The sequence below is a fragment of the Kitasatospora sp. NPDC093102 genome, assembly GCF_040683915.1.
Classification (GTDB): domain Bacteria; phylum Actinomycetota; class Actinomycetes; order Streptomycetales; family Streptomycetaceae; genus Kitasatospora.
Genome location: NZ_JBFBFA010000019.1, coordinates 50,567 through 69,851, shown reverse-complemented (window position 1 = coordinate 69,851; position 19,285 = coordinate 50,567). Strand labels below are relative to the sequence as shown.

The 19,285-nt window shown below is 73.4% G+C and carries 15 protein-coding genes; 10 read left to right on the top strand and 5 right to left on the bottom strand.

Going from position 1 to position 19,285, the window contains the following annotated elements; all coding sequences use genetic code 11:
* The first annotated feature begins 163 nt into the window (after positions 1-163).
* Entirely contained in the window at positions 164-1,339 is a 1,176-nt protein-coding gene (locus tag AB0O11_RS23365; protein WP_363390204.1) for a hypothetical protein, read from the top strand.
* 74 nt (positions 1,340-1,413) lie between these two features.
* Here the strand turns inward: AB0O11_RS23365 and AB0O11_RS23360 are convergent, their stop codons facing one another.
* On the bottom strand, positions 1,414-2,715 hold the full coding sequence (locus tag AB0O11_RS23360; protein WP_363390201.1) for an ABC transporter substrate-binding protein: 1,302 nt from the start codon (positions 2,713-2,715) through the stop codon (positions 1,414-1,416).
* A 174-nt stretch (positions 2,716-2,889) separates the two neighbouring features.
* Here AB0O11_RS23360 and AB0O11_RS23355 point away from each other — a divergent pair, with 174 nt between their 5' ends.
* Both AB0O11_RS23355 and purU read left to right on the top strand, forming a co-directional pair.
* Positions 2,890-3,405: a hypothetical protein gene (locus AB0O11_RS23355; RefSeq protein ID WP_363390198.1), complete on the top strand. Its 516-nt coding sequence runs from the start codon at positions 2,890-2,892 to the stop codon at positions 3,403-3,405.
* A 168-nt stretch (positions 3,406-3,573) separates the two neighbouring features.
* Positions 3,574-4,440 carry a formyltetrahydrofolate deformylase gene (gene purU, locus AB0O11_RS23350; RefSeq protein ID WP_363390195.1) on the top strand — a complete coding sequence of 289 codons (867 nt, stop codon included), beginning with the start codon at positions 3,574-3,576 and terminating at the stop codon, positions 4,438-4,440.
* A 12-nt stretch (positions 4,441-4,452) separates the two neighbouring features.
* On the opposite strand, the gene AB0O11_RS23345 is transcribed toward purU, so the two are convergent.
* Both AB0O11_RS23345 and AB0O11_RS23340 read right to left on the bottom strand, forming a co-directional pair.
* Positions 4,453-5,652: a zf-HC2 domain-containing protein gene (locus tag AB0O11_RS23345; RefSeq protein WP_363390193.1), complete on the bottom strand. Its 1,200-nt coding sequence runs from the start codon at positions 5,650-5,652 to the stop codon at positions 4,453-4,455.
* Entirely contained in the window at positions 5,649-6,215 is a 567-nt protein-coding gene (locus AB0O11_RS23340; RefSeq protein ID WP_363390190.1) for a sigma-70 family RNA polymerase sigma factor, read from the bottom strand. The genes AB0O11_RS23345 and AB0O11_RS23340 overlap by 4 nt, the downstream gene beginning before the upstream one ends.
* Positions 6,216-6,852: 637 nt before the next feature.
* On the opposite strand from AB0O11_RS23340, the gene AB0O11_RS23335 reads away from it, so the two are divergent.
* On the top strand, positions 6,853-7,326 hold the full coding sequence (locus AB0O11_RS23335; RefSeq protein WP_363390187.1) for an ATP-binding protein: 474 nt from the start codon (positions 6,853-6,855) through the stop codon (positions 7,324-7,326).
* A 404-nt stretch (positions 7,327-7,730) separates the two neighbouring features.
* Here AB0O11_RS23335 and AB0O11_RS23330 read toward each other — a convergent pair whose 3' ends face one another.
* Positions 7,731-8,795, bottom strand: a complete 1,065-nt coding sequence (locus tag AB0O11_RS23330) for a helix-turn-helix domain-containing protein (RefSeq protein WP_363390184.1) — start codon at positions 8,793-8,795, stop codon at positions 7,731-7,733.
* A gap of 120 nt (positions 8,796-8,915) precedes the next feature.
* Here AB0O11_RS23330 and AB0O11_RS23325 point away from each other — a divergent pair, with 120 nt between their 5' ends.
* The 5 genes from AB0O11_RS23325 to AB0O11_RS23305 all read left to right on the top strand — a co-directional run bounded on the left by AB0O11_RS23325 (position 8,916) and on the right by AB0O11_RS23305 (position 15,982).
* On the top strand, positions 8,916-10,232 hold the full coding sequence (locus AB0O11_RS23325; RefSeq protein ID WP_363390181.1) for an MFS transporter: 1,317 nt from the start codon (positions 8,916-8,918) through the stop codon (positions 10,230-10,232).
* Positions 10,233-10,308: 76 nt separating this feature from the next.
* Positions 10,309-10,836: a GNAT family N-acetyltransferase gene (locus AB0O11_RS23320; protein WP_363390178.1), complete on the top strand. Its 528-nt coding sequence runs from the start codon at positions 10,309-10,311 to the stop codon at positions 10,834-10,836.
* Between the two features lie 123 nt (positions 10,837-10,959).
* Entirely contained in the window at positions 10,960-11,304 is a 345-nt protein-coding gene (locus AB0O11_RS23315) for a DUF4229 domain-containing protein (RefSeq protein ID WP_363390175.1), read from the top strand.
* 29 nt (positions 11,305-11,333) lie between these two features.
* The gene (locus tag AB0O11_RS23310) at positions 11,334-12,452 is read left to right on the top strand and encodes a LacI family DNA-binding transcriptional regulator (protein ID WP_363390172.1); all 1,119 of its coding nucleotides are present in this window, start codon (positions 11,334-11,336) and stop codon (positions 12,450-12,452) included.
* Positions 12,453-12,619: 167 nt separating this feature from the next.
* On the top strand, positions 12,620-15,982 hold the full coding sequence (locus AB0O11_RS23305) for an SdrD B-like domain-containing protein (protein ID WP_363390169.1): 3,363 nt from the start codon (positions 12,620-12,622) through the stop codon (positions 15,980-15,982).
* Positions 15,983-16,056: 74 nt separating this feature from the next.
* Here the strand turns inward: AB0O11_RS23305 and AB0O11_RS23300 are convergent, their stop codons facing one another.
* On the bottom strand, positions 16,057-17,310 hold the full coding sequence (locus AB0O11_RS23300; RefSeq protein WP_363390167.1) for an MFS transporter: 1,254 nt from the start codon (positions 17,308-17,310) through the stop codon (positions 16,057-16,059).
* Positions 17,311-17,735: 425 nt separating this feature from the next.
* Here AB0O11_RS23300 and AB0O11_RS23295 point away from each other — a divergent pair, with 425 nt between their 5' ends.
* Entirely contained in the window at positions 17,736-19,085 is a 1,350-nt protein-coding gene (locus AB0O11_RS23295; RefSeq protein WP_363390164.1) for a dicarboxylate/amino acid:cation symporter, read from the top strand.
* Positions 19,086-19,285: the final 200 nt, after the last annotated feature.

Here is a 19,285-nt window from a genome sequence, read left to right as displayed (position 1 = left end):
GGATCGTCTGTGCAGGGAGCGTGACGGATGTCCCGCCCGCGTGGTCACCCGGTGAGGCGAACCGGTAGCGTGGGCGCGACGTCCAAGGAACTGTGATGCTCCCAAGAACCGACGAGATGTGGTCCGCCGTCAGTGCGCGGTCCTGCACAGGTGAGGAATCGCGTTGAGTCAGCGCCGCTCGTACCCGAACTCCGGTGACTTCAACCTGGACGACCTGTTCCGCCCCGAGCCCGGCCAGCCGCAGGGGCAGCCGGGCCAGCCGCAGGCCCACTCGGCCGTGCCGCCGGTGGGGCAGCCGTCCGGGCAGCCGGAGTACCTCGGCGAGGGCGCGCACGCGCTGCCGACCCAGGCCATGCCCGCGCAGCCGGTGCCCGGCCAGGGCGCCCCGTGGGGTGCGCCGCAGCCCGGGTACGGCGCCCCGCAGCCCGATCCGGCCCCGGAGACCCAGCACCTGCCGCCGTACCCGGTCGGTGACCCCCAGGCGGCCGGCTACCCGGGGCAGGCCCAGCCCGGCTACCCGCAGCCGCAGCCCGCGCCGGGGTACCAGGCCTATCCGCAGGCCGCGCAGCCGGCCCACCCGGCGCAGGACTACCATCAGGGCTACGCCCCCGAGCAGGGCCAGAACTACGACCAGAACTACGACCAGGGCTTCGACCAGGGCTTCGACGCGACCCAGGCGGGCGGCGCGGGCCGCGGCGGACGCCCGTCCAACAAGCTGATCATCGGCGGCGTGGTGGCGGGCTGCGCGGCGGCCGGCATCCTGGTCGCCGTCCTGATCGGCGGCGACAAACCCACGGACGGCAAGAAGACCGCCCCGGTGGCCGCCGCCAGTACCACCTCGGCCGCCCCCGGCACGCCGAGCGCGAGCGGCTCCGGTGCGGCCGTCGACCCGGACGTCAAGGCCCAGGCACAGCCGCTGTCGGACCTGCTGGGCACCGCGAGCGACAGCCGCAGCTCGGTGGTCTCCGCGGTCGGCTCGGTGCAGAAGTGCGACAAGCTGCCCGAGTCCCAGCAGGCGCTGACCGCCGCGGCCGGCAAGCGGCGCGAGCTCCAGGGCAAGCTCGGCCAGCTGAAGACCGACAAGCTGCCCGGCGGCCAGCAGCTGGTCGACCAGCTCAACGCGGCCTGGACGGCCTCGGCCCAGGCCGACGACGAGTACGCGGCCTGGGCGCAGGACGCGCAGGGCTCCTGCGACGCGAAGAAGCAGGACAACCAGCACTACAAGAACGCCGTCCAGGCCAGCGGCACCGCGACCACCGCGAAGAAGCAGGCCGCCACGCTCTGGAACGCGATCGCCGCCCAGACCGGACTGCCCAACCGGAACGACGGCGACCTGTGAGCGACGGCGGCCGGTGAACGCCGGGAGGGGGGACGGGCCTACCGGCCGTCCCCCCTCGCCCCGGGCGGCTCGCCTCAGGCCGGTGGCCGGCCCCCGGTGAGCGCCCAGCGGATGTCCACGAAGCCCGGCTGCTGCAGGGTCATCCGGCCGTTCTTTACCACCTGGTAGGTGACCCAGGTGTTCACCAGCCGCGGTGACCCGCTGCTGGGCAGCATGTTGGTGGTGCCCCAGTTCAGCGGCGGGGTGATCCCGACGTCGATGCCCTCGCCGCTGTCCAGCAGCGAGGAGACCGCCTTCGCGGTGACCGGTCTGCCGGCCTCCGCCAGCTTCTGCACCGCCGTCCGGAACACCTCGTACGCGACCCAGGTGGTCTGAACGCCCGGGTCGGAGACGTCGATGGGGCGTCCGCCGGTGGTGTCGGTGCGCACCACCGCGCGCAGCCCGTCCCAGATCTTCGCCGACTCCGGCGGGTACCAGCTGGTGACGTAGGCGCCGCCCAGCGGGCCGGAGTCGCCGCCGGTGGAGTCCACCACCGACTGCTGGACGCTGCCGATCACCGAGGCGATCCGGGTGTTCTTCGGGTTCAGCCGCCGGTAGGAGTCCAGCAGGTTGCCGGTCGGCTCGGCGGCCAGGGCGCTGGTGACGCAGTTGCCCGACTCGTCCTTGCCGATCGCCTTGCGGACCACCGGGGTGTAGTCGGAGGACTGCTCGGGCGCCTTGACGTCCGTCAGCTTGATCCCGGCCGGCCGCAGCGCGGTGCCCAGGTAGCCGAGCAGGTTGTCGCCGGCCGGGGTGTCCGGGCGGACCAGGGCGACGGTCTTGCAGCCGGCGTCCACCAGCTGGCGGCCGTTGCCCGCGATCAGCGCCGGCATGCCGCCGTCCACCGGGTAGGACAGCGGGCTGGAGAACTCCGGCTGGGAGAGCCCGTAGCCGCCGATCAGCGGGATGCCGGCGCGCTCCAGCACCGGCATGAACGCCTCTCCCCACTGGCTGTACGAGCCGATCACGGCGACCACCTTGGCGTCCACCGCCTGCTGGGCACAGGCGCGGGCACCGTCCACGGTGTTGTGCTCGTTGCAGGTGAGCACTCGCAGCCGGTGGCCGTTCAACCCGCCCTTGGTGTTGACGTCCTGGCCGATGGCGGAGGCGAGCGCGGTCATGCCCGGGCGGTCGGCGGATCCGGTGCCGGACGGGGCCCAGGTCATCACGGTCAGGTCGCTGCCGCTGGTGGAGGCATCGGCCGGTCCGCCGCACGCGGAGGCCGAGAAGAGGGTGGGGAGCAGGGCCGCGGCGGTCGCCGCGGCTGCGATCGGGCGTCGGCGGTGGCGTCGCACGACCTGGGGACGGCCCTGGAACGAGTCCCTTCGGCTGGTCATCGGTATTCCCTCTCTGGGGCGCACTCCGGCGCACCGGACCAAGCCAAGCCCCGGCGCCACAAGCCGAGAGGGCCGAAGTGCGAACGGATGGCAAACGGCGGCCGAAATCCGGAGCGGTACGCGTGTAGATCGCGAGTGGAGCACGAACAGACAGGGAACGTACGATCGTTCACCATGTCCGCCAGCACAGATTCTTCGCACCGGTCCGCCCGAAACCCTTCTCGTCCGGGCCACCGCTCCAGCACGATGGGCGGCATGCCGCTCAACGACCTGCCCTGGTGGCGCTGGCGAGCCCGACTGCGCTCGGCGCTGCACATGCTGTCCGACCCCGGTTTCCAGCAGGAGACCTGGCTGACCGGGCGGGAGGGGTACGGCGACGTGACCGACGCCGTCTACCGGCTGGTCGAGGACACCTGGCTGGACCACTGGTCGGCCGAGAAGTACGTCGGAACGATCTTCCGCGACTCCGCCGAGGCCGCGCTGATGGACGTCGCGGTGCTGCGGGCCGTGCAGATGCTGCACGAGGTCGGTGCGGACGCGCCGACCTCCGCCTACCTCGGCCACCCCGGCTGGCCGGAGACCGTCCGGGCCGCCCGCGAGGCGCACGTCGCGCTGGCCCTGGGCGACGGGGACGACCCGGACGCGGCGCCCAAGTCGCTGGACGTGCTGCGCATCCTCACCCAGGTCTGAGACCGACCGGGTCAGGGGCCGGCGTCGACCGGGTCCGGCGCCGGGCACCGAACGGGACGGCGGCCGGGTGCCGCCGTCCCGCAGTGCGGGCAGCGGGACGGCAGCCGTCCGGAATGTGACACGCTGGACCATCCACGCACGTCACGACCTCAGAACGGGATACCCCCAGTGGAACAGCAGCCGGCCAGCGCCCAGTACGTCCTCACGCTGTCCTGCCCCGACAAGCAGGGCATCGTCCACGCTGTCTCCAGTTACCTCTTCATGACCGGCTGCAACATCATCGACAGCCAGCAGTTCGGGGACGGCGACAGCGGGCTCTTCTTCATGCGGGTGCACTTCTCCGCCCCCGAGCCGGTCACCGCCGACAAGCTGCGGGCCAGCTTCGCCGCGATCGGCGCCTCCTTCGGGATGGACTGGCAGATCCACCCGTCCGAGGAGCGGATGCGGATCGTGCTCATGGTCAGCAAGTTCGGGCACTGCCTGAACGACCTGCTCTACCGCACCCGGATCGGCGCCCTGCCGGTGGAGATCGCCGCGGTGGTCTCCAACCACACCGACCTGAAGGAGCTGACCGAGAGCTACGGCGTCCCCTTCCACCACATCCCGGTCACCAAGGACACCAAGGCCGAGGCCGAGCAGCAGCTGCTCGACCTGGTCGCCAAGGAGAACGTCGAACTGGTCGTGCTGGCCCGCTACATGCAGGTGCTCTCGGACCAGCTGTGCACCGAGCTGTCCGGCCGCGTGATCAACATCCACCACTCCTTCCTGCCGAGCTTCAAGGGCGCCAAGCCGTACCACCAGGCGCACGCGCGCGGCGTGAAGCTGATCGGCGCCACCGCGCACTACGTCACCGCCGACCTGGACGAGGGGCCGATCATCGAGCAGGAGGTCGCCCGGGTCACCCACGACGTCAGCCCCGACCAGCTGGTCGCGCTCGGCCGGGACGTCGAGTGCCAGGCGCTGGCCCGCGCGGTGAAGTGGCACAGCGAGCACCGGGTGCTGCTGGACGGGACCCGTACGGTCGTCTTCGCGTAAACCCCGGGGCCGCTACGGCCGGGAGAGCAGCGGGAGCGCGTGCAGCACCTCGCGGACCGCGGCCCGGTCGCCGTGCTCGCCGACCGGCAGCCGGTCCGGGTCGCGGTGCCCGGCGGCCAGCTGGCACAGCTCCAGGCCGTCCAGGACCATCGAGGCCACCGGATCCTCGCCGGTCGGCCCGCCGGTGCGGTCGTCGTCGCCGTCCAGGGTGATCAGCCACTCGCCGCCCGCCGGGCCGTCGACCATCAGCCGCACCCGCCGGGCGGTCCGCACCCCGCCCTCCGGCGCACCCGGCGCCCCGGCGTGCTCGGGGCGGGCCGCGCGCAGCCGGGCCAGCGCCCGGGGGAGCAGCCGGACCACCAGCTCCACCATCTGCCGCAGGTGCTGCGGTGCCGGCGGGTCGTACGGGTAGGCGACCGCGCGGGCCACGTCCTCGCCGTGCACGAAGCACTCGAAGGCACGGTCCACGAAGGCGTCGCGCAGCGGCAGCACCGTGAAGCCGTAGTCGACCGGGGTGTTGCCCTGCGGCACCAGCGCGGCGCTGCGCACCAGGTCGTGGGCCTGCCGCCGCCAGCGGGAGCGCACCGACTGCGGGGCCAGGCCGCCCTGGTCCGCGATCAGCCGGGCGGTGCGCGCGGTGATCGCGTCGTACGGACCGCCCTGCGGCGGGACGCGCGGCACCGCCGGCCCGGCGGCCGGCTCCTGCGGCGGCACCCGCCGCCCGCCCGGCGCGGCGGGCAGGCCCGGGGTGGCCGGCACCGGATCGGGCAGACCGAGCGCCAGCGCCAGGAAGCCGTCCACCGCGGTCAGGTGGCCCAGCACCTCGGCCGGGCGCAGCCACGCGGTGCCGCCGTGCCACGGCAGTTCGGCCACCTCCTGCCACTCCTCCGGGCCGAGGTCGCGCAGCAGCGCGTCGAGCTTGGCGGTCTCCGCCGTGTACGGCACGCCCCAGGCGGGGACGGGCAGTTCGGCCGGCCGGCGGGCCAGGCACCAGTCGAGCACCTGCTGGCGCAGCGAGCCGGGCTGGTCCAGCGGCTCGTCCAGGGAGAGCCAGCCGGCCGCCTCGCGCAGCCGGGCCGCCTCCTCGGCGCACTCCCGGCAGTCGCTCAGGTGCTGCTCCAACTCGCCGGCCTCGCGGGCCGGGCAGGCGCCGAGGGCCCACGCGCCGAGCAGCGAGCGCAGGGCGTCGTGCTGCTCCTCAGTGCTGCTCACGTCTCCCCGTTCCCGTCCCCGGTTCCGTCCTGGCGGGTGCGTTCGTCGGCCAGTTCGGTGGCCAGCAGCTCCAGACCGAGCCGCATCCGCTGCTTGGCGGCCTGCTCGCTGATGCCGAGCAGCCGGGCCGTCTCGCGGTACGTGCGGCCGTCGTAGTAGGTCACCGCGATGGTCTCACGCAGGGGTTGGGGCAGGGAGTCGACCACGTACTGCATCCGCGCCGCGGTGGCCACGGCGCGGATCTCGGCCTCCGCGCCCGGTGCCTGTTCGGCGGCCCGCCGTGCCCGCAGCCGTTCGACCGCGCGGTGGTGGGTCAGCGCGCCGAGCCAGGAGCGCAGTGTGCCCCGGGCGGGGTCGTAGTCCTCGGGGTGCTCCCAGACGTGGGCGAAGACCTCCCGGGTGAGCTGGGTGGCGGCCGCCTGGTCGGCCAGTATCCGTCCGGCCAGGCCGTGCACCATCGGCGCGAGCCGGTCGTAGAGTTCGCCGAGCGCCGTCTCCTCGCCGCGGGCGAGGCGGCGCTGCAACTGCTCGTCCCCGCGCGGGGTCCGCTCCGGGGTGGCCATCGGCAACCACCCTCCTGCCCGGGCTCGCTGGCGTACCCAACGGTATCTTGCGGCCGGGCGGCGCCGGGGGCGATTCCGGCAAGAGCGGAACCGTTCCTCGTGGATCGACGTCCTCGTGGATACGCCTCCCGGCTCGGAACTCCCGGCTCGGACTCTCCCGTCTCCGGGCCGGATCGTCGGATGGTGCGACGGTCGGCCGGTGGGACCGTCCGTCGGTGCCGCTGTTCGAGAGCCGCCGGACACGTGTCGCACGGGTGGTCCGCGAGTGGCGGGCGGGGCGCGGTCGGTGCGCGGCGGTAGGTTCCCGACTGCGGGACCGGCTGGTCGGCCCGGTGCCGGCCGAGCGCCGGTACGAGGCTCGCGAGCGTGAGCGGGACAGTATGCACTGCCCTGTCGCCCGATCGCCGGAATATGCCCGAAGCGCTTGCTGCGGTCCGTCCCCCCGCCCATCCTGAGGCGTATTCGTGTCGCGGCCGGTGCCCGACCGACGAGACGGCGCGGACGAGTGGGCGCGGGCGGACGGACCGGGCGGGCGCCCGGGTACGGCTCGGGTGGCGCCGGGCGACGTGCGCGGGCCCGCCGGCCGATCCGGCCCGATCGGGACTATGGCCGAACTGCGAGTGCGGGTGGTGGAGCGGTGCAGGTTCTTCAGGTACAGCTGGCGGTGCAGGCTGACCCCGCCGAGGTCGGCCGGGCCCGCCGGTGGGTGCGCTCGCGGCTGCTGAACCACGGGGTGGACCCGGATGCGCCGATGGCCGAGACGGTGGTGCTGGTGGTCTCGGAACTGGTGACCAACGCCGTGGTGCACACCGGCTGTCCGGCCGTCCTGCGGCTCTGTCTGCCGGTGGCCGACGACACGCAGGAGGGCGGACCGGCCACCCCGCTGCGGGTGGAGGTCGCCGACGCGAGCCAGGCCGCCCCGACCCCGCGGCACGCGGGCGCGGACGAGGACGCGACCAATGGGCGCGGCCTGGAACTGGTCGAGCTGCTCTGCGAGCGCTGGGGCTGGTATCCGGACGGCTCGGGCAAGCGGGTCTGGTGCGAGATCGGCAGCGACGCCCGCCCGGCCGATCCGCTGGCCGACGTGGACTGGGCGGCTTTGGCGCAATAGCGGCTTTCGCGGCGGCCGTCGGGCCGTGCCGATCACCGGTGCCGGTCACCGGCCGAAAGGTGACGCAACCATTCCGAATTTCGGACTACCCATTGACGTGACGTATCCGACTGATCACGCTTGGGTGCGGCGCTCCGTCGCGAGGGGACGCCGAGGGGATGTCCGTCCACCGCCGTGGTGCTGCTGTCCAGGGAGTTCGCGCCAGCAGGGGGGACCGCGGACGGCCGGTCGCGGGCCGCTCCTCGGCGAGTGCGGAGGGTGTGGCGCGGGTTCAGGGCCTGCGCGCCGCGATTGGATGGCGGCCTGCCGTACCGCGCTCGGGGTGCGCGCGGCCTGCCGCCATCCAACGCGTCGCCACCGTGCGACGAGTTTCGGCCACCGGCCGGTCGGTTGCCAGGTTTCACTCAGGAAACGCGCTGGGCAGGGCTTTCGAGGGCGACGGCGCTCCCGGGGGCGGTGGTGCTCCCGGGGACGACGGGGCTCCCCGGAGTGGTGCGGCTCTCGGGGAGGGCGCGGAAGGTGCGCCGGTAGGCACTCGGTGCGACGTCGAGCCGGCCGCGCAGTTGCAGCCGCAGCGAGGCCGCGGTGCCGAAGCCGGACTCCCGGGCGACCTGGTCGATCGTCAGATCGGTGCGCTCCAGCAACTGGCGGGCCCGCTCGGTGCGCTGGGTGGTGATCCACTGGCCGGGGCTGGCGCCGGTCTCCTCGCGGAAGCGCCGGGTGAAGGTCCGTACGCTCATCCCCGCCCGGTCGGCGAGCTGCCGCAGCGCCAGCGGCCGGTCCAGGCGCTCCAGCGCCCAGGCGCGCACCGCGGCGGTGCCGCTGCCGCCGGAGTCCACCGGGCTCGGGGCCTCCACGTACTGCTTCTGGCCGCCCTCGCGCCACGGCGGCACCAGGCAGTTGCGGGCCACCGCGTTGGCCACCGCGCTGCCGTGGTCGCGGCGCACCACGTGCAGGCACAGGTCCACCCCGGCGGCCACCCCGCCGGAGGTGAGGACGTCGCCGTCGTCGGTGTAGAGCACGTCGGGGTCCAGCCGCACCCGGGGGAACAGCCGGGCGAAGCGCTCGGTGTAGCGCCAGTGGGTGGTGGCGGGGCGCCCGTCCAGCAGGCCGGCGGCGGCCAGGACGAAGGAACCGGTGCAGATCGACATCAGCCGGGTGCCGGGCCGGATCCGGGCCAGCGCGTCGGCCAGCGCGGGGGTGAAACAGGCGTCGGCGACCGCCGGGCCGGAGTCGGCGGAGGCCGGGATCAGCACCGTGTCGGCCCGCTCCAGCAGTTCGGGCCCGTGGTCGACCATGATCCGGAAGTCGGCGCTGGTGGTGACCGGCCGCCCGTCCAGGGTGCAGGTGGCCACCTCGTAGAGCGGCTGCCCGTCCGGGTCCTTGGCGCCGCCGAAGATGCGGGCGGGGATGCCGAGTTCGAAGGCGATCACGCCCTCCAGAGCGAGTACCGCGACCAGGTGCGCCATGCCGTCCCCTCGGGTGTAGGTGGGTCCGGGCCAGGGTACTGCGGCCCTTGGCCCGATTCTTGCGAAAGCTGTCGTTCAGGCCACTCGTCCGGCTCCGGGCGGCCCGGAACACTCGTCCGCGTGACCGAACGCAGCGCCCTCGCCTCCACGTCCCGCTCCGAACCGCCCGCCCCGGCCGCGCGCCCCCGGGTGCACTACGCCTGGGTGGTGGCCGCCGTCTCCCTGCTCGTCCTGCTCGGCTCGGCCGGCTTCCGCTCCACGCCGAGCCTGATGATGGACGCCCTGCACAACGAGTTCGGCTGGTCGCTCGGGACGATCTCCAGCGCCACCTCCGTCAACCTGACCCTCTACGGCCTCACCGCCCCCTTCGCCGCCGCCCTGATGGACCGTTTCGGGGTGCGCCTGGTGGTGGTCTGCGCGCTGCTGACCATCTCGGTCGGCGCCGGGCTGACCATGCTGATGCGCCAGCCCTGGCAACTGGTGCTCTGCTGGGGCGTGCTGGTCGGCCTCGGCAGCGGCTCGATGGCCGGCGCCTTCGCCACCACCATCACCGGCCGCTGGTTCCAGGCCCGCCAGGGCCTGGTCACCGGGGTGCTGACCGCCGCCGGAGCGGCGGGAAACCTGGTCTTCCTGCCGGTCGGCGCCTGGCTGGTCGAGCAGCACGGCTGGCGCTCGGCCGTGATCGTGGTCTCGCTCGCCGCCAGCGCCGTCGCCGTCCCGGTCCTGCTGCTGATGCGCGAACGGCCCGCTGACCTCGGCCTGCTCCCGTACGGCGCGACCGAGGCCCCTCCCGCACCGGTCACCGACGGCCGCGCCCTGGCCCGCTCGCTGCGGGTGCTGCGGGACGCCGCCCGCACCCGGGCGTTCTGGCTGCTGGCCGGCTCCTTCGCGATCTGCGGAGCCACCACCGCCGGCCTGGTCGGCACCCACTTCATCCCGGCCGCGCACGACCACGGCATGCCGGTCACCACCGCCGCGAGCCTGCTCGCCCTGATCGGCCTGTTCGACGTGCTCGGCACCGTCTTCAGCGGCTGGCTCACCGACCGGGTCGACTCCCGGATGCTGCTGACCGTCTACTACGGGCTGCGCGGCCTGTCCCTGCTCCTGCTGCCGCAGCTGCTGGCCGGTTCGCTCCAGCCGCCGATCCTCGCCTTCGTGATCTTCTACGGCCTGGACTGGGTGGCCACCGTGCCGCCGACCGTCGCGCTGTGCCGACGGCACTTCGGCGAGGACGCCCCGATCGTCTTCGGCTGGGTGCTCGCCGCCCACCAGATCGGCGCGGCCGTCGTCGCCGGCCTGGCCGGCCTGGCCCGTGACGCGCTCGGCAACTACGACCTCACCTGGTACGGCGCCGGCGCACTGTGCGCGGTCGCGGTCGGGCTCTGCCTGGCGCTGCGCACCGGGCGGGCCGACCGGGCGGTGCCGGCCCTCCCGTGACGGCCGGTCCCCGCCCGTGAGAGCGATGACGGCCCTTCCGGAAGGACTGTCGTACCGGAGGTCTAGGCTCCGCTCCATGGCGCTCACCTTCACCCTGGACCCGAAGCTCGACCCCGACCTGCGGACGGGCATCGTCCGGCTGTGGGCCGACGTCACCAACGCCGGCGGGGCGGTCGGGTTCGTGGCGCCGGTCACCGAGGAGGAGGTCTGGGACACCGCCGACCACCAGTTCGCCGGGGTCGAGCCGGACGGTCCGGACCGGCTGCTGGTCGCGCACGAGAGCGGGACGGGCCGGCTGGTCGGCGTGCTGTTCTTCGAGTCGATGCGCTTCGACCTCATGGAGCACTGGCGGATGCTCAAGCGGGTCATGGTGCACCCCGACTTCCAGGGCCGTGGTCACGGCGCCCGGCTGCTCGCCGAGGCCGAGCGGGTGGCCCGGGAGTGGGGCCTGGAGTCGCTGCGGCTCACCGCGCGCGGCGGCCTGGGGCTGGAGCGGTTCTACGCCCGCAGCGGCTACCGGGAGGTCGGCCGGGTGCCGGCCGCGATCCGGGTCGCCCCCGGGGACGACCGGGACGACATCACCATGTGGCTCGACCTGCGCTGACACCCGCCCCGGGCGGGCCGGGTGGGCGGGGCGGGCCGGACCGGGTGCCCCGTGCCCCGCTCCGGCCGTCAGGCATGCTTGACTGGAGAACCCGCCCCAGCGCAACGAAGAAGGACGTGTCGAGTGACCAGCAACGGCCCGGAGAAGTCGCACGCCACGCTCCGCTACACCTCCCTGCGGGTCAGCATCTTCCTCGGCTGCCTGCTGGTGGCCCTGCTGCTCGGGCACTTCCAGATCATCCCGGTCAACGGCGAGGCCGGCGTGATCTTCCTGTTCCTGCTGGCCGCGGTCGCCTCCGCGCCGCTCAGCTACGCGCTGCTGAGCAAGCAGCGCGACCAGATGTCCGCGCAGATCAGCGGCAAGGTCTCCGGGATGCGCAGCCGTACCGCCGAGCGGATCGCCACGCAGAACGCCGAGGAGGACGCCGCCGACGACGCCGCCCGCGCGGCCGCCGCCGGCCAGAGCTGACCCCGGCCCCGCCCACGAGCGCAGCCGCCGTGCCCGCCACCCGAGACTCCGAGCCGTCGGAGCTGCCCGAGCCGTCGTCCGAGCAGCCGCCCGCCGAGGCGCCGCCCGCCGAGGGGTCGCTCGGCACCTGGCCGGCCCCCGTCCGTCGGCCCACCGGGCGGGACGTGGCCCGGCTCGCCGGGGTCTCCCAGGCCACCGTCTCCCTGGTCTTCTCCGGCGCCGAGGCCGGCCGGCGGGTCTCCGAGGCCACCCGGGGGCGGGTCCGGGAGGCCGCCCGCAGCCTCGGCTACCGTCCGCAGGCGGCCGGGCGACAGCTGCGGCTCGGCCGCAGCGGGATGATCCTGCTGGCCGTGCCGAACCTCCAGGGCCCGTTCTTCGGCCGGGTGCTGGAAGGCGTCCACGAGGAGGCCGGCCGCAACGGCCTGGCCGTCGTGGTCAGCTCCGGCTGGGGCAGCGCCACCCTCGCCGAGGCCGCCACTGCCGGCCGCTTCGACGGCCTGCTGATCTGCTCCCCGGACGACAGCCAGCTCGGCGAGCTGCCCGCCGACACCCCCGCCGTCTTCCTGGACGCCGACCCCGGCGCCGACCGGGCGCGTCCGACCGTCGAGCTCGACGTGGCCGGCGGGATGCGCGCCGCGGTCGAGCACCTGGCCGCGCTCGGCCACCGCCGGATCGGCCGGCTGCGCTCCAGCCACTCCGCGTACACCTTCCGGGTCCGGCAGGCCGCCTTCGAACGGGCCGTGCGTGAACTCGACCTGGACGTCGTGGAGTTGGGCGTGAGCCTGAACGACGGCCACCGGGCGGCGCGGACCGTCGCGGGCCGGCTGCTGGAGGGGGCGGACCGGCCGCGTGCGGTGATCTGCGACGACGACGTGGTCGCCTCCGGGGTCTACCAGGCCGCCGCCGAGCTGGGGCTGCGGGTGCCGGAGGACCTGTCGGTGGTCGGCATGGACAACGTCGCGGTGGCCGCGCTGCTCGCCCCGCCGCTGACCACCGTCGACCTGCCCGGCGAGGAGCTGGGCAGGGCGGGCGCGGCCGCGCTGGCGGCCCTGCTGCGCGGGGAGCGGGTGGCGCCGGTCGCGCCGCTGGCCACCTCGCTGGTGCTGCGCTCCTCCACGGCGCCGGTGCGTACGACGTCCACGAGCTGATCGCGCAACGTCACCCTTTGGTGGCGCCCTCCCTTTCAAATTGCTCCAATCAGGTGAAAAATACTCATTTTCCCTCGCGCCGTGCCGCCATTCGGATTAACGGAGGGTGAGATTCCGGCATGCGGACGCTCCGATCAATACCCTCACCCCCGTCCAGGACGGGCCGAATGGCCACGGCCCTGGGCCTCTTCGCGGGCACGCTACTCACCGGCACCCTCACCGCCCCGACCGCCGAAGCCGCCGTCAGCTTCACCAAGACGGTGGACAAGCCGACGGTGGCACCCGGCGAGAACGTCACCTACACCCTGCGCTACACCTGCTCGGTGACCGACTGCGCCAACGGCCGGATCACCGACACCCTCCCCGCCGGGATGGAGTTCGTCGGCTGGACGCCGGACGCGAGCACCGTCGACGTCGCCGGCTCGACCGTCCCGGCCGCCGGCACCCTCGGCGGCAGCCTTGACATCAAGCTCCTCACCCTCACCCCGGGCACCACCGCGACCGTCAAGGTCGTCCTCAGGTTCCCCAACTTCACCACCCCCAACGGCACCAAGACCGTCAACTCGGCCACCCTGACCGCCGACGGCGAGCCCGCGCAGAACGGCTCCGCCACCACCACCGCAGCAGTCCAGCCCGACTACGCGGTCACCAAGGGCGTCCAGACCAGCAGCCAGGACGGCCGGTCGGTCACCTACCAGTTCAGCGCCTGCTCCACCAGCGGCGTCCCCAACGTCGACCTGGACGCCGGCCGCCTGGTCGACACCCTGCCGCCCGGCGCCGTCGTCGACACCGGCCGCTCGCCCGGCTGGACCCAGGACCCGGCCGACCCCGACCGCTGGACGTTCGACCTCGGCGACTTCCGGGCCGGAAACGGCCAGGCCGGCTGCCGCAACCCCGGCGTCCTGGTCGTCAACTACCCCGACCCGGCGTTCCCCAGCGGCACCACCTCCACCAACTCGGTGGTCCTGCAAGGCGACCCGCTCGGTCCCGACGGCATGCGCGACCTGTCCAAGGCCACCGCCGAGTCCCCGACCTTCAAGCCGCCGACCACCGGCATCCAGGTCGCCGCCTCCAAGACCTGGCAGAACGAGGTCGTCTCCGGCGACATCGCCTCCTTCAGCCTCCACCCCGGCAACATCGCCGGCCCCGCCACCCGCCTGGTGATGACCGACCCGGGCAGCGGCACCACCTCCGGCCTCTACAACTGGCTGATCCCGCAGTCCATCCAGCTGGAGGCCTGGAACCCCACCAGCATCGGCCTCACCCTCCAGTACCGGCTCGACGGCGACCCGACCTGGCGGACCTTCACCCCCGGCAAGCCGTTCGACGGTTCGAGCAGCCGCCGGATCACCTTCGCCGAAGGCTCCGGCAACCCCGCGAACGACGAGCTCGGCATCCCGGCCGGCCGCCGGCTGGACGGGCTGCGCTTCGAATGGAACGGCCCCATCCCCACCGGCTGGAGCCCCGGCAACGCCGTCCAGGTGCTCTCCCAGGTGGTCACCCCCGGCCACGACGGCCGCACCGCGCCCGGCCCGCTGCACAACTGCGTGGACGTGACCGGCACCGACGCGACCGGTGCGACCTCCTCGGCGAGCGACTGTGCCGACACCACCGTCTCCGCGGCCACCAACCTGGGCGCCGCCAAGACCACCACCTCCGGCGAGGTGCTCGCCCCCGGTGGCACCGCGACCTTCCAGGTCACCCCGTACAACCGCACCGGCCGCACCCTGGGCACCCCGCTGGTGATGTACGACCTGCTGCCGCCCGGCCTCGTCTACCAGGACGGCAGCGCCCGGCGCGACCCCGGCTACGCGGGGTCCGTCGCCCCGCAGTCCGTCCAGGTGCTGCCCGGACCGGACGGCCGCCAGCTGCTCAAACTGACCTGGCCGGCCGGCGCGCCCGACATGACGTACCTCGACGACCAGAAGGCCTACCGCACCCTGATCGACGTCCAGGTGGCCGGCAGCGCCAAGCCCGGTACCCTCACCAACGACGTGTACGTCACCACCGAGGGCGCCGAGGAACCCGTCGCCTGCTCCTACTTCGGCACCGACAGCGGCGCGCCGGACACCCACGACCTCGACGGCGACGGCAACACCACCGAGACCGTGTGCCACGCCTCCTCCAAGGTCGAGGTGCAGGTCCCGGCCGTGCTGCGCTCCTTCAAGGAGGTCAAGGGCGACCTCGACCAGGACTACGCCACCACCGGCACCACCACCCCCGGCGGCGGCCTCTCCTACCGGCTGACCGTCCGCAACGACTCGCCCGACCCGGTCACCGACTTCGTCGCGTACGACAAGCTGCCCACCCCGGGTGACTCGTACCTGCTGCGCCCGGACGTCCCGCGCGGCTCCGCCTGGACGCCCTCGCTCACCCGGCCGCTGACCTCCAGCGACCCGACCGTGGCGATCGAGTACACCACCTCGCCGAACCCCTGCGTGACCGGGGCGATCACCGTGCCCGGGCCGTGCGACGCGAACGCCCGGTGGAGTGCCGACTTCCCCGGGCCGGGCAACGCCACCTGGTTCAAGGTCAGCCGGCCGGGCACCCTGCCGTCGGGCGGACTGTTCACCCTGACCTGGCCGATGGTCGCCTCGGTGGACGCCGGCAACGCCGACTTCGCCTGGAACAGCTTCGCCTACACCGCCACCGACTCCACCGGCAGCCCGCTGCTGCCCGCCGAGCCAGCCAAGGTCGGCGTCGGCGTCCAGGCGCCCGCGCCGCCGGACAACGCGCTCGGCGACCACGCCTGGGCCGACCGCAACGGCAACGGAATCCAGGAACCCGGGGAGAACGGGGTGCCGGGCGTCCGGGTGGAGCTGCTGGACGGGACCGGACAGCCGGTCCGCGACAGGACGGGCAAGCCGGTCACCACGGTGACGGACGCGGACGGGAACTACCTGTTCGACAAGCTGCCGGACGGGGAGTACGCGGTGCGCTTCGACCTGACGACCGTTCCGGCGGACGCGAAGGTCACCGTGCGGCACGCGGGGAAGGACCCGGCGCTGGACTCGGACGCAGACCCGGCCACCGGGGTCACCCAGACGGTGCGGCTGTCGGGCGGGGCACGGAACCTGAGCCTGGACCTGGGGCTGGTGCCGGCGGATGCGCCTACGCCTACGCCGACTCCTACGCCCACGCCGACGAACTCGCCGTCTCCGACCTCGTCGCCGACGGCGACGAACTCGCCGTCTCCGACCTCGTCGCCGACGGCGACGAACTCGCCGTCTCCCACGGGTTCGCCGACGCCGACCAACTCGCCGACGAATTCACCTTCGCCGTCGAACAGTCCGTCGGATGGCCCGTCGGCCAGTCCGTCGGACGGCCCGTCGTCGAGCGAGCCCCCGAGCACGGGTGAGCCCGGCGCACCGTCGCACGATCCGCAGCAGCCGTCCCCGGGTCAGGGCGGCAGCGAGCTGCCCCACACCGGTGGGCCCGGCCTGCTGCCGGCCGTGCTCGGCGCCGCCGCCGTGGGCGTTGGCGTGCTGTTCACGGTGATCGCCCGGCGCCGTCGGGGCCGCCACAGCTGATCACCCGTAGGTGAAGGAGAAGACTGCGCCCGCCGGCCAGACCACCGGCGGGCGCAGTCGTTCGTGGGGGTGGGTCAGCCCACCGGGACGGGCTGCGTGGCGGGGGCGAGCGGCGCCGGGTGGAACCAGCGCCGGGCGCCGAACAGCAGCAGTCCGCCGAGCGCGATCCCGCCCACCGCGCACAGCGCCACCGGGCGCAGCGAGCCCTCGGCGAGCTTGCCGGAGACGGCGTAGCCGAGCGAGTTGCCGGTGGCGAACAGCGTCACCAGCCAGGCGAAGGCCTCGGTGACGGTGCCGGTCGGCGCCAGTTCGGCGACCAGCACGAACGCCGCCGCCAGCAGCGGGGCCAGCATGATTCCGGAGAGGAAGGCCAGCGCGGCCATCGGGTACGGCCCGGGCAGGGCGACCAGCGGCAGGTAGGAGGCGGCCATCGCGAGGGCCATCACCCAGGTGCGGGTGGCGGTCGTCTGCCGCCACTTGACCATGCCGTAGGCGAGTGCGCCGAGCAGGCCGCCGAGTGCCGCCAGCGCCAGCAGGGTGCCTCCGCCGCCGGGCAGGGTGCCGACGTGCTGCTCGGCGTAGGCGATGAACAGCACGTTCTGCGCGCCGACCGCCCAGCCGGCCCCGGCCAGTCCGACCAGCAGCAGCACCAGCCCGGGGGAGCGCAGTGGCCCGAGCAGTCCGGCGGACTGCTCCCGCGCCGGGGCGCGCCAGGCTCGTGCGGGCCCGGTGGTGGCCACGATCAGCGCGCCGGCCAGTCCCAGCCCGGCGGCCACCCAGAGTGCGGCGACCGGGCTGAACAGCCCGGAGATGGCGGCGACGGCCAGCGGGCCGGCCACGTAGAGGATCTGCTGGGAGGCGGAGTCGAAGGCGTACGCGGTGTCGAGCTGCTTCTCCTCGACCACGTCCGGCCAGAGCGAGCGCAGACAGGGCTCCAGCGGAGGCATGGCGAGGCCGGCGATCGCGGCGCCGACCGGTGCGCCGATCGCGGAGCCGGGGGCGAGGGCGAGCAGCGCGTACCCGCCACCGGCGACCACGGCGGAGACGAGCAGGACACGCGGCTGTCCGGTGCGGTCCACGATCCGGCCGAGCACCGGCCCGCCGACGGCGGCGGCGATCGCGTAGGCGGAGGTGGCCAGTCCGACCCGGCCGTACGCCACCCCGGCGTCGCGCAGCGCGAGGGCGATGACGAGGGCGGTCATGCCGGCGGGCAGGCGGCCGAGCAGGGTGCCGAGCAGCAGACGGGTGACGTGCGGGGCACGGAGCAGGGCGAGGTAGCCCATCGGCGTCCTCTCCGGGTGGGCAGGCAGGGTCGGGGACGCCGCCAAAGTTATACGTATAACCGTTCAGCGGTCAATCGGATCGCAGAGTCGATCTGATGGGGCATCAGCTTCGTTCGTGTCCGGAGCCAGGGTTCGCGGAGGGCTCGGGGTGGGCAGGGACTCTGCGTGACCTCAAACAAGTACTTTGAACATCTCAAACCTTTGCTGCTAACGTATCGGCCATGACAGCCTCAGACGCACTGCGGACGCACGGCCCGGGCCCGCTGCCCGGCGCCGCCCGCCCGTGCGCTCTGACCGGCGCTGTGGACAGCCCGCGCCGTTGTCGCGCCAAGCGCTGTACTGCCCTGAGCTGTACCGCGGCGGCACGCCCCTGACCGGGGCCCGGCCTCTCCCGTCCGGCCCCGCGCCGTGCCGCCTGCTCCGCCCCACACCTCACCGTCAGCAACGCCCTCCCCCGGAGACGCTCCCCCATGTCCACAGCGCCCGAGGCGACCTCGTCGCCGTCCGTGCTCGCCCGTGTCCGCAAGACGCCCTTCTGGGTGCAGATCGTCGCCGGCCTCGTGCTCGGTGTCGGCCTCGGCTACCTGGCCCGGGCCGCCGACATCTCCTGGCTGGCCACCACCCTGGAGACCATCGGCAAGATCTTCGTCCAGCTGCTCAAGCTGGCCGTCCCGCCGCTGGTGTTCACCGCGATCGTGGTGAGCGTCGCCAACCTGCGCAACGTGACCAACGCGGCCCGCCTGGCCACCCGCACGCTGCTCTGGTTCATGATCACCTCGCTGATCGCGGTCGGCATCGGCCTGGGCCTGGGCCTGCTGACCAACCCGGGCGAGGGCACCAACCTGAAGACCGAGGGCCTCAAGGCGCTCGACTCCAAGGGCACCTGGATCGACTTCCTGACCGGGATCTTCCCGACCAACATCGTCGACTCCTTCGCCAAGGTGAACGTGCTCCAGATCGTCTTCCTGGCGGTCGTGGTCGGCGCGGCGATCATCAAGCTCGGCGCCAAGGCCGAGCCGGTCCTCAAGCTCAGCGAGTCCGTGCTGGAGCTGACCCAGACCGCGCTGTGGTGGGTCATCCGGCTCTCCCCGCTCGGCACCCTCGGCCTGATCGGCAAGTCCGTCGCCAAGTACGGCTGGGACCTGCTCAAGCCCTTCGCCACGCTGACCCTGGACATCTACGTCGGTTGCGCGCTGGTCCTGTTCGTCGTCTACTCGCTGGTGCTGCGCTTCGCCGCCGGGCTCAACCCGCTGCACTTCTTCAAGGGCGCCTGGCCTGCGATCCAGCTGGCCTTCGTCTCCCGCTCCTCGGTCGGCACCCTGCCGGTCACCCGTCGCGTCACCGAGCGGCTCGGCGTCCCGAGCGAGTACGCGTCCTTCTCCGTGCCGTTCGGCGCCACCACCAAGATGGACGGCTGCGCCGCGATCTACCCGGCCGTCGCCGCGATCTTCGTCGCCCAGGTCTACAACATCGAGCTGGGCATCAAGGACTACATCCTGATCGCCTTCGTCTCGGTGGTCGGCTCGGCGGCCACCGCGGGCCTCACCGGTGCGATCGTCATGCTGACGCTGACCCTGTCCACCCTGGGCCTGCCGCTGGAGGGCGTCGGCCTGCTGCTCGCCATCGACCCGATCCTGGACATGATGCGCACCGCGACCAACGTCGCCGGCCAGGTCGTCGTGCCGATCGTGGTCGCTGCCCGGGAGAAGATCCTGGACGTCACCGCGTACAACAACCCGTCCGGGGACCTGTACGACGAGGACGCGGAGCCCGCCGCCGCCGTCGCCGTCCAGGGCGGGGCGGCCCCGGCCACGGTCTGAGGCCCGTTCGGCCGGTCGGCTCGTCCGCCCGGCCGGAGGTCCGGAAGTTCGGAGGTTCGGACGTCCGAACGGGCGCCAGAGGGGACGTTCGATCGACGCGACGGAAAGGGCCCTCTCCCGGTGACGGGAGAGGGCCCTTTCCGCATTCCTTCGTTCCGCACCCGAACTTCACGTTCGAACTTCATGTTCGAACATGGGGT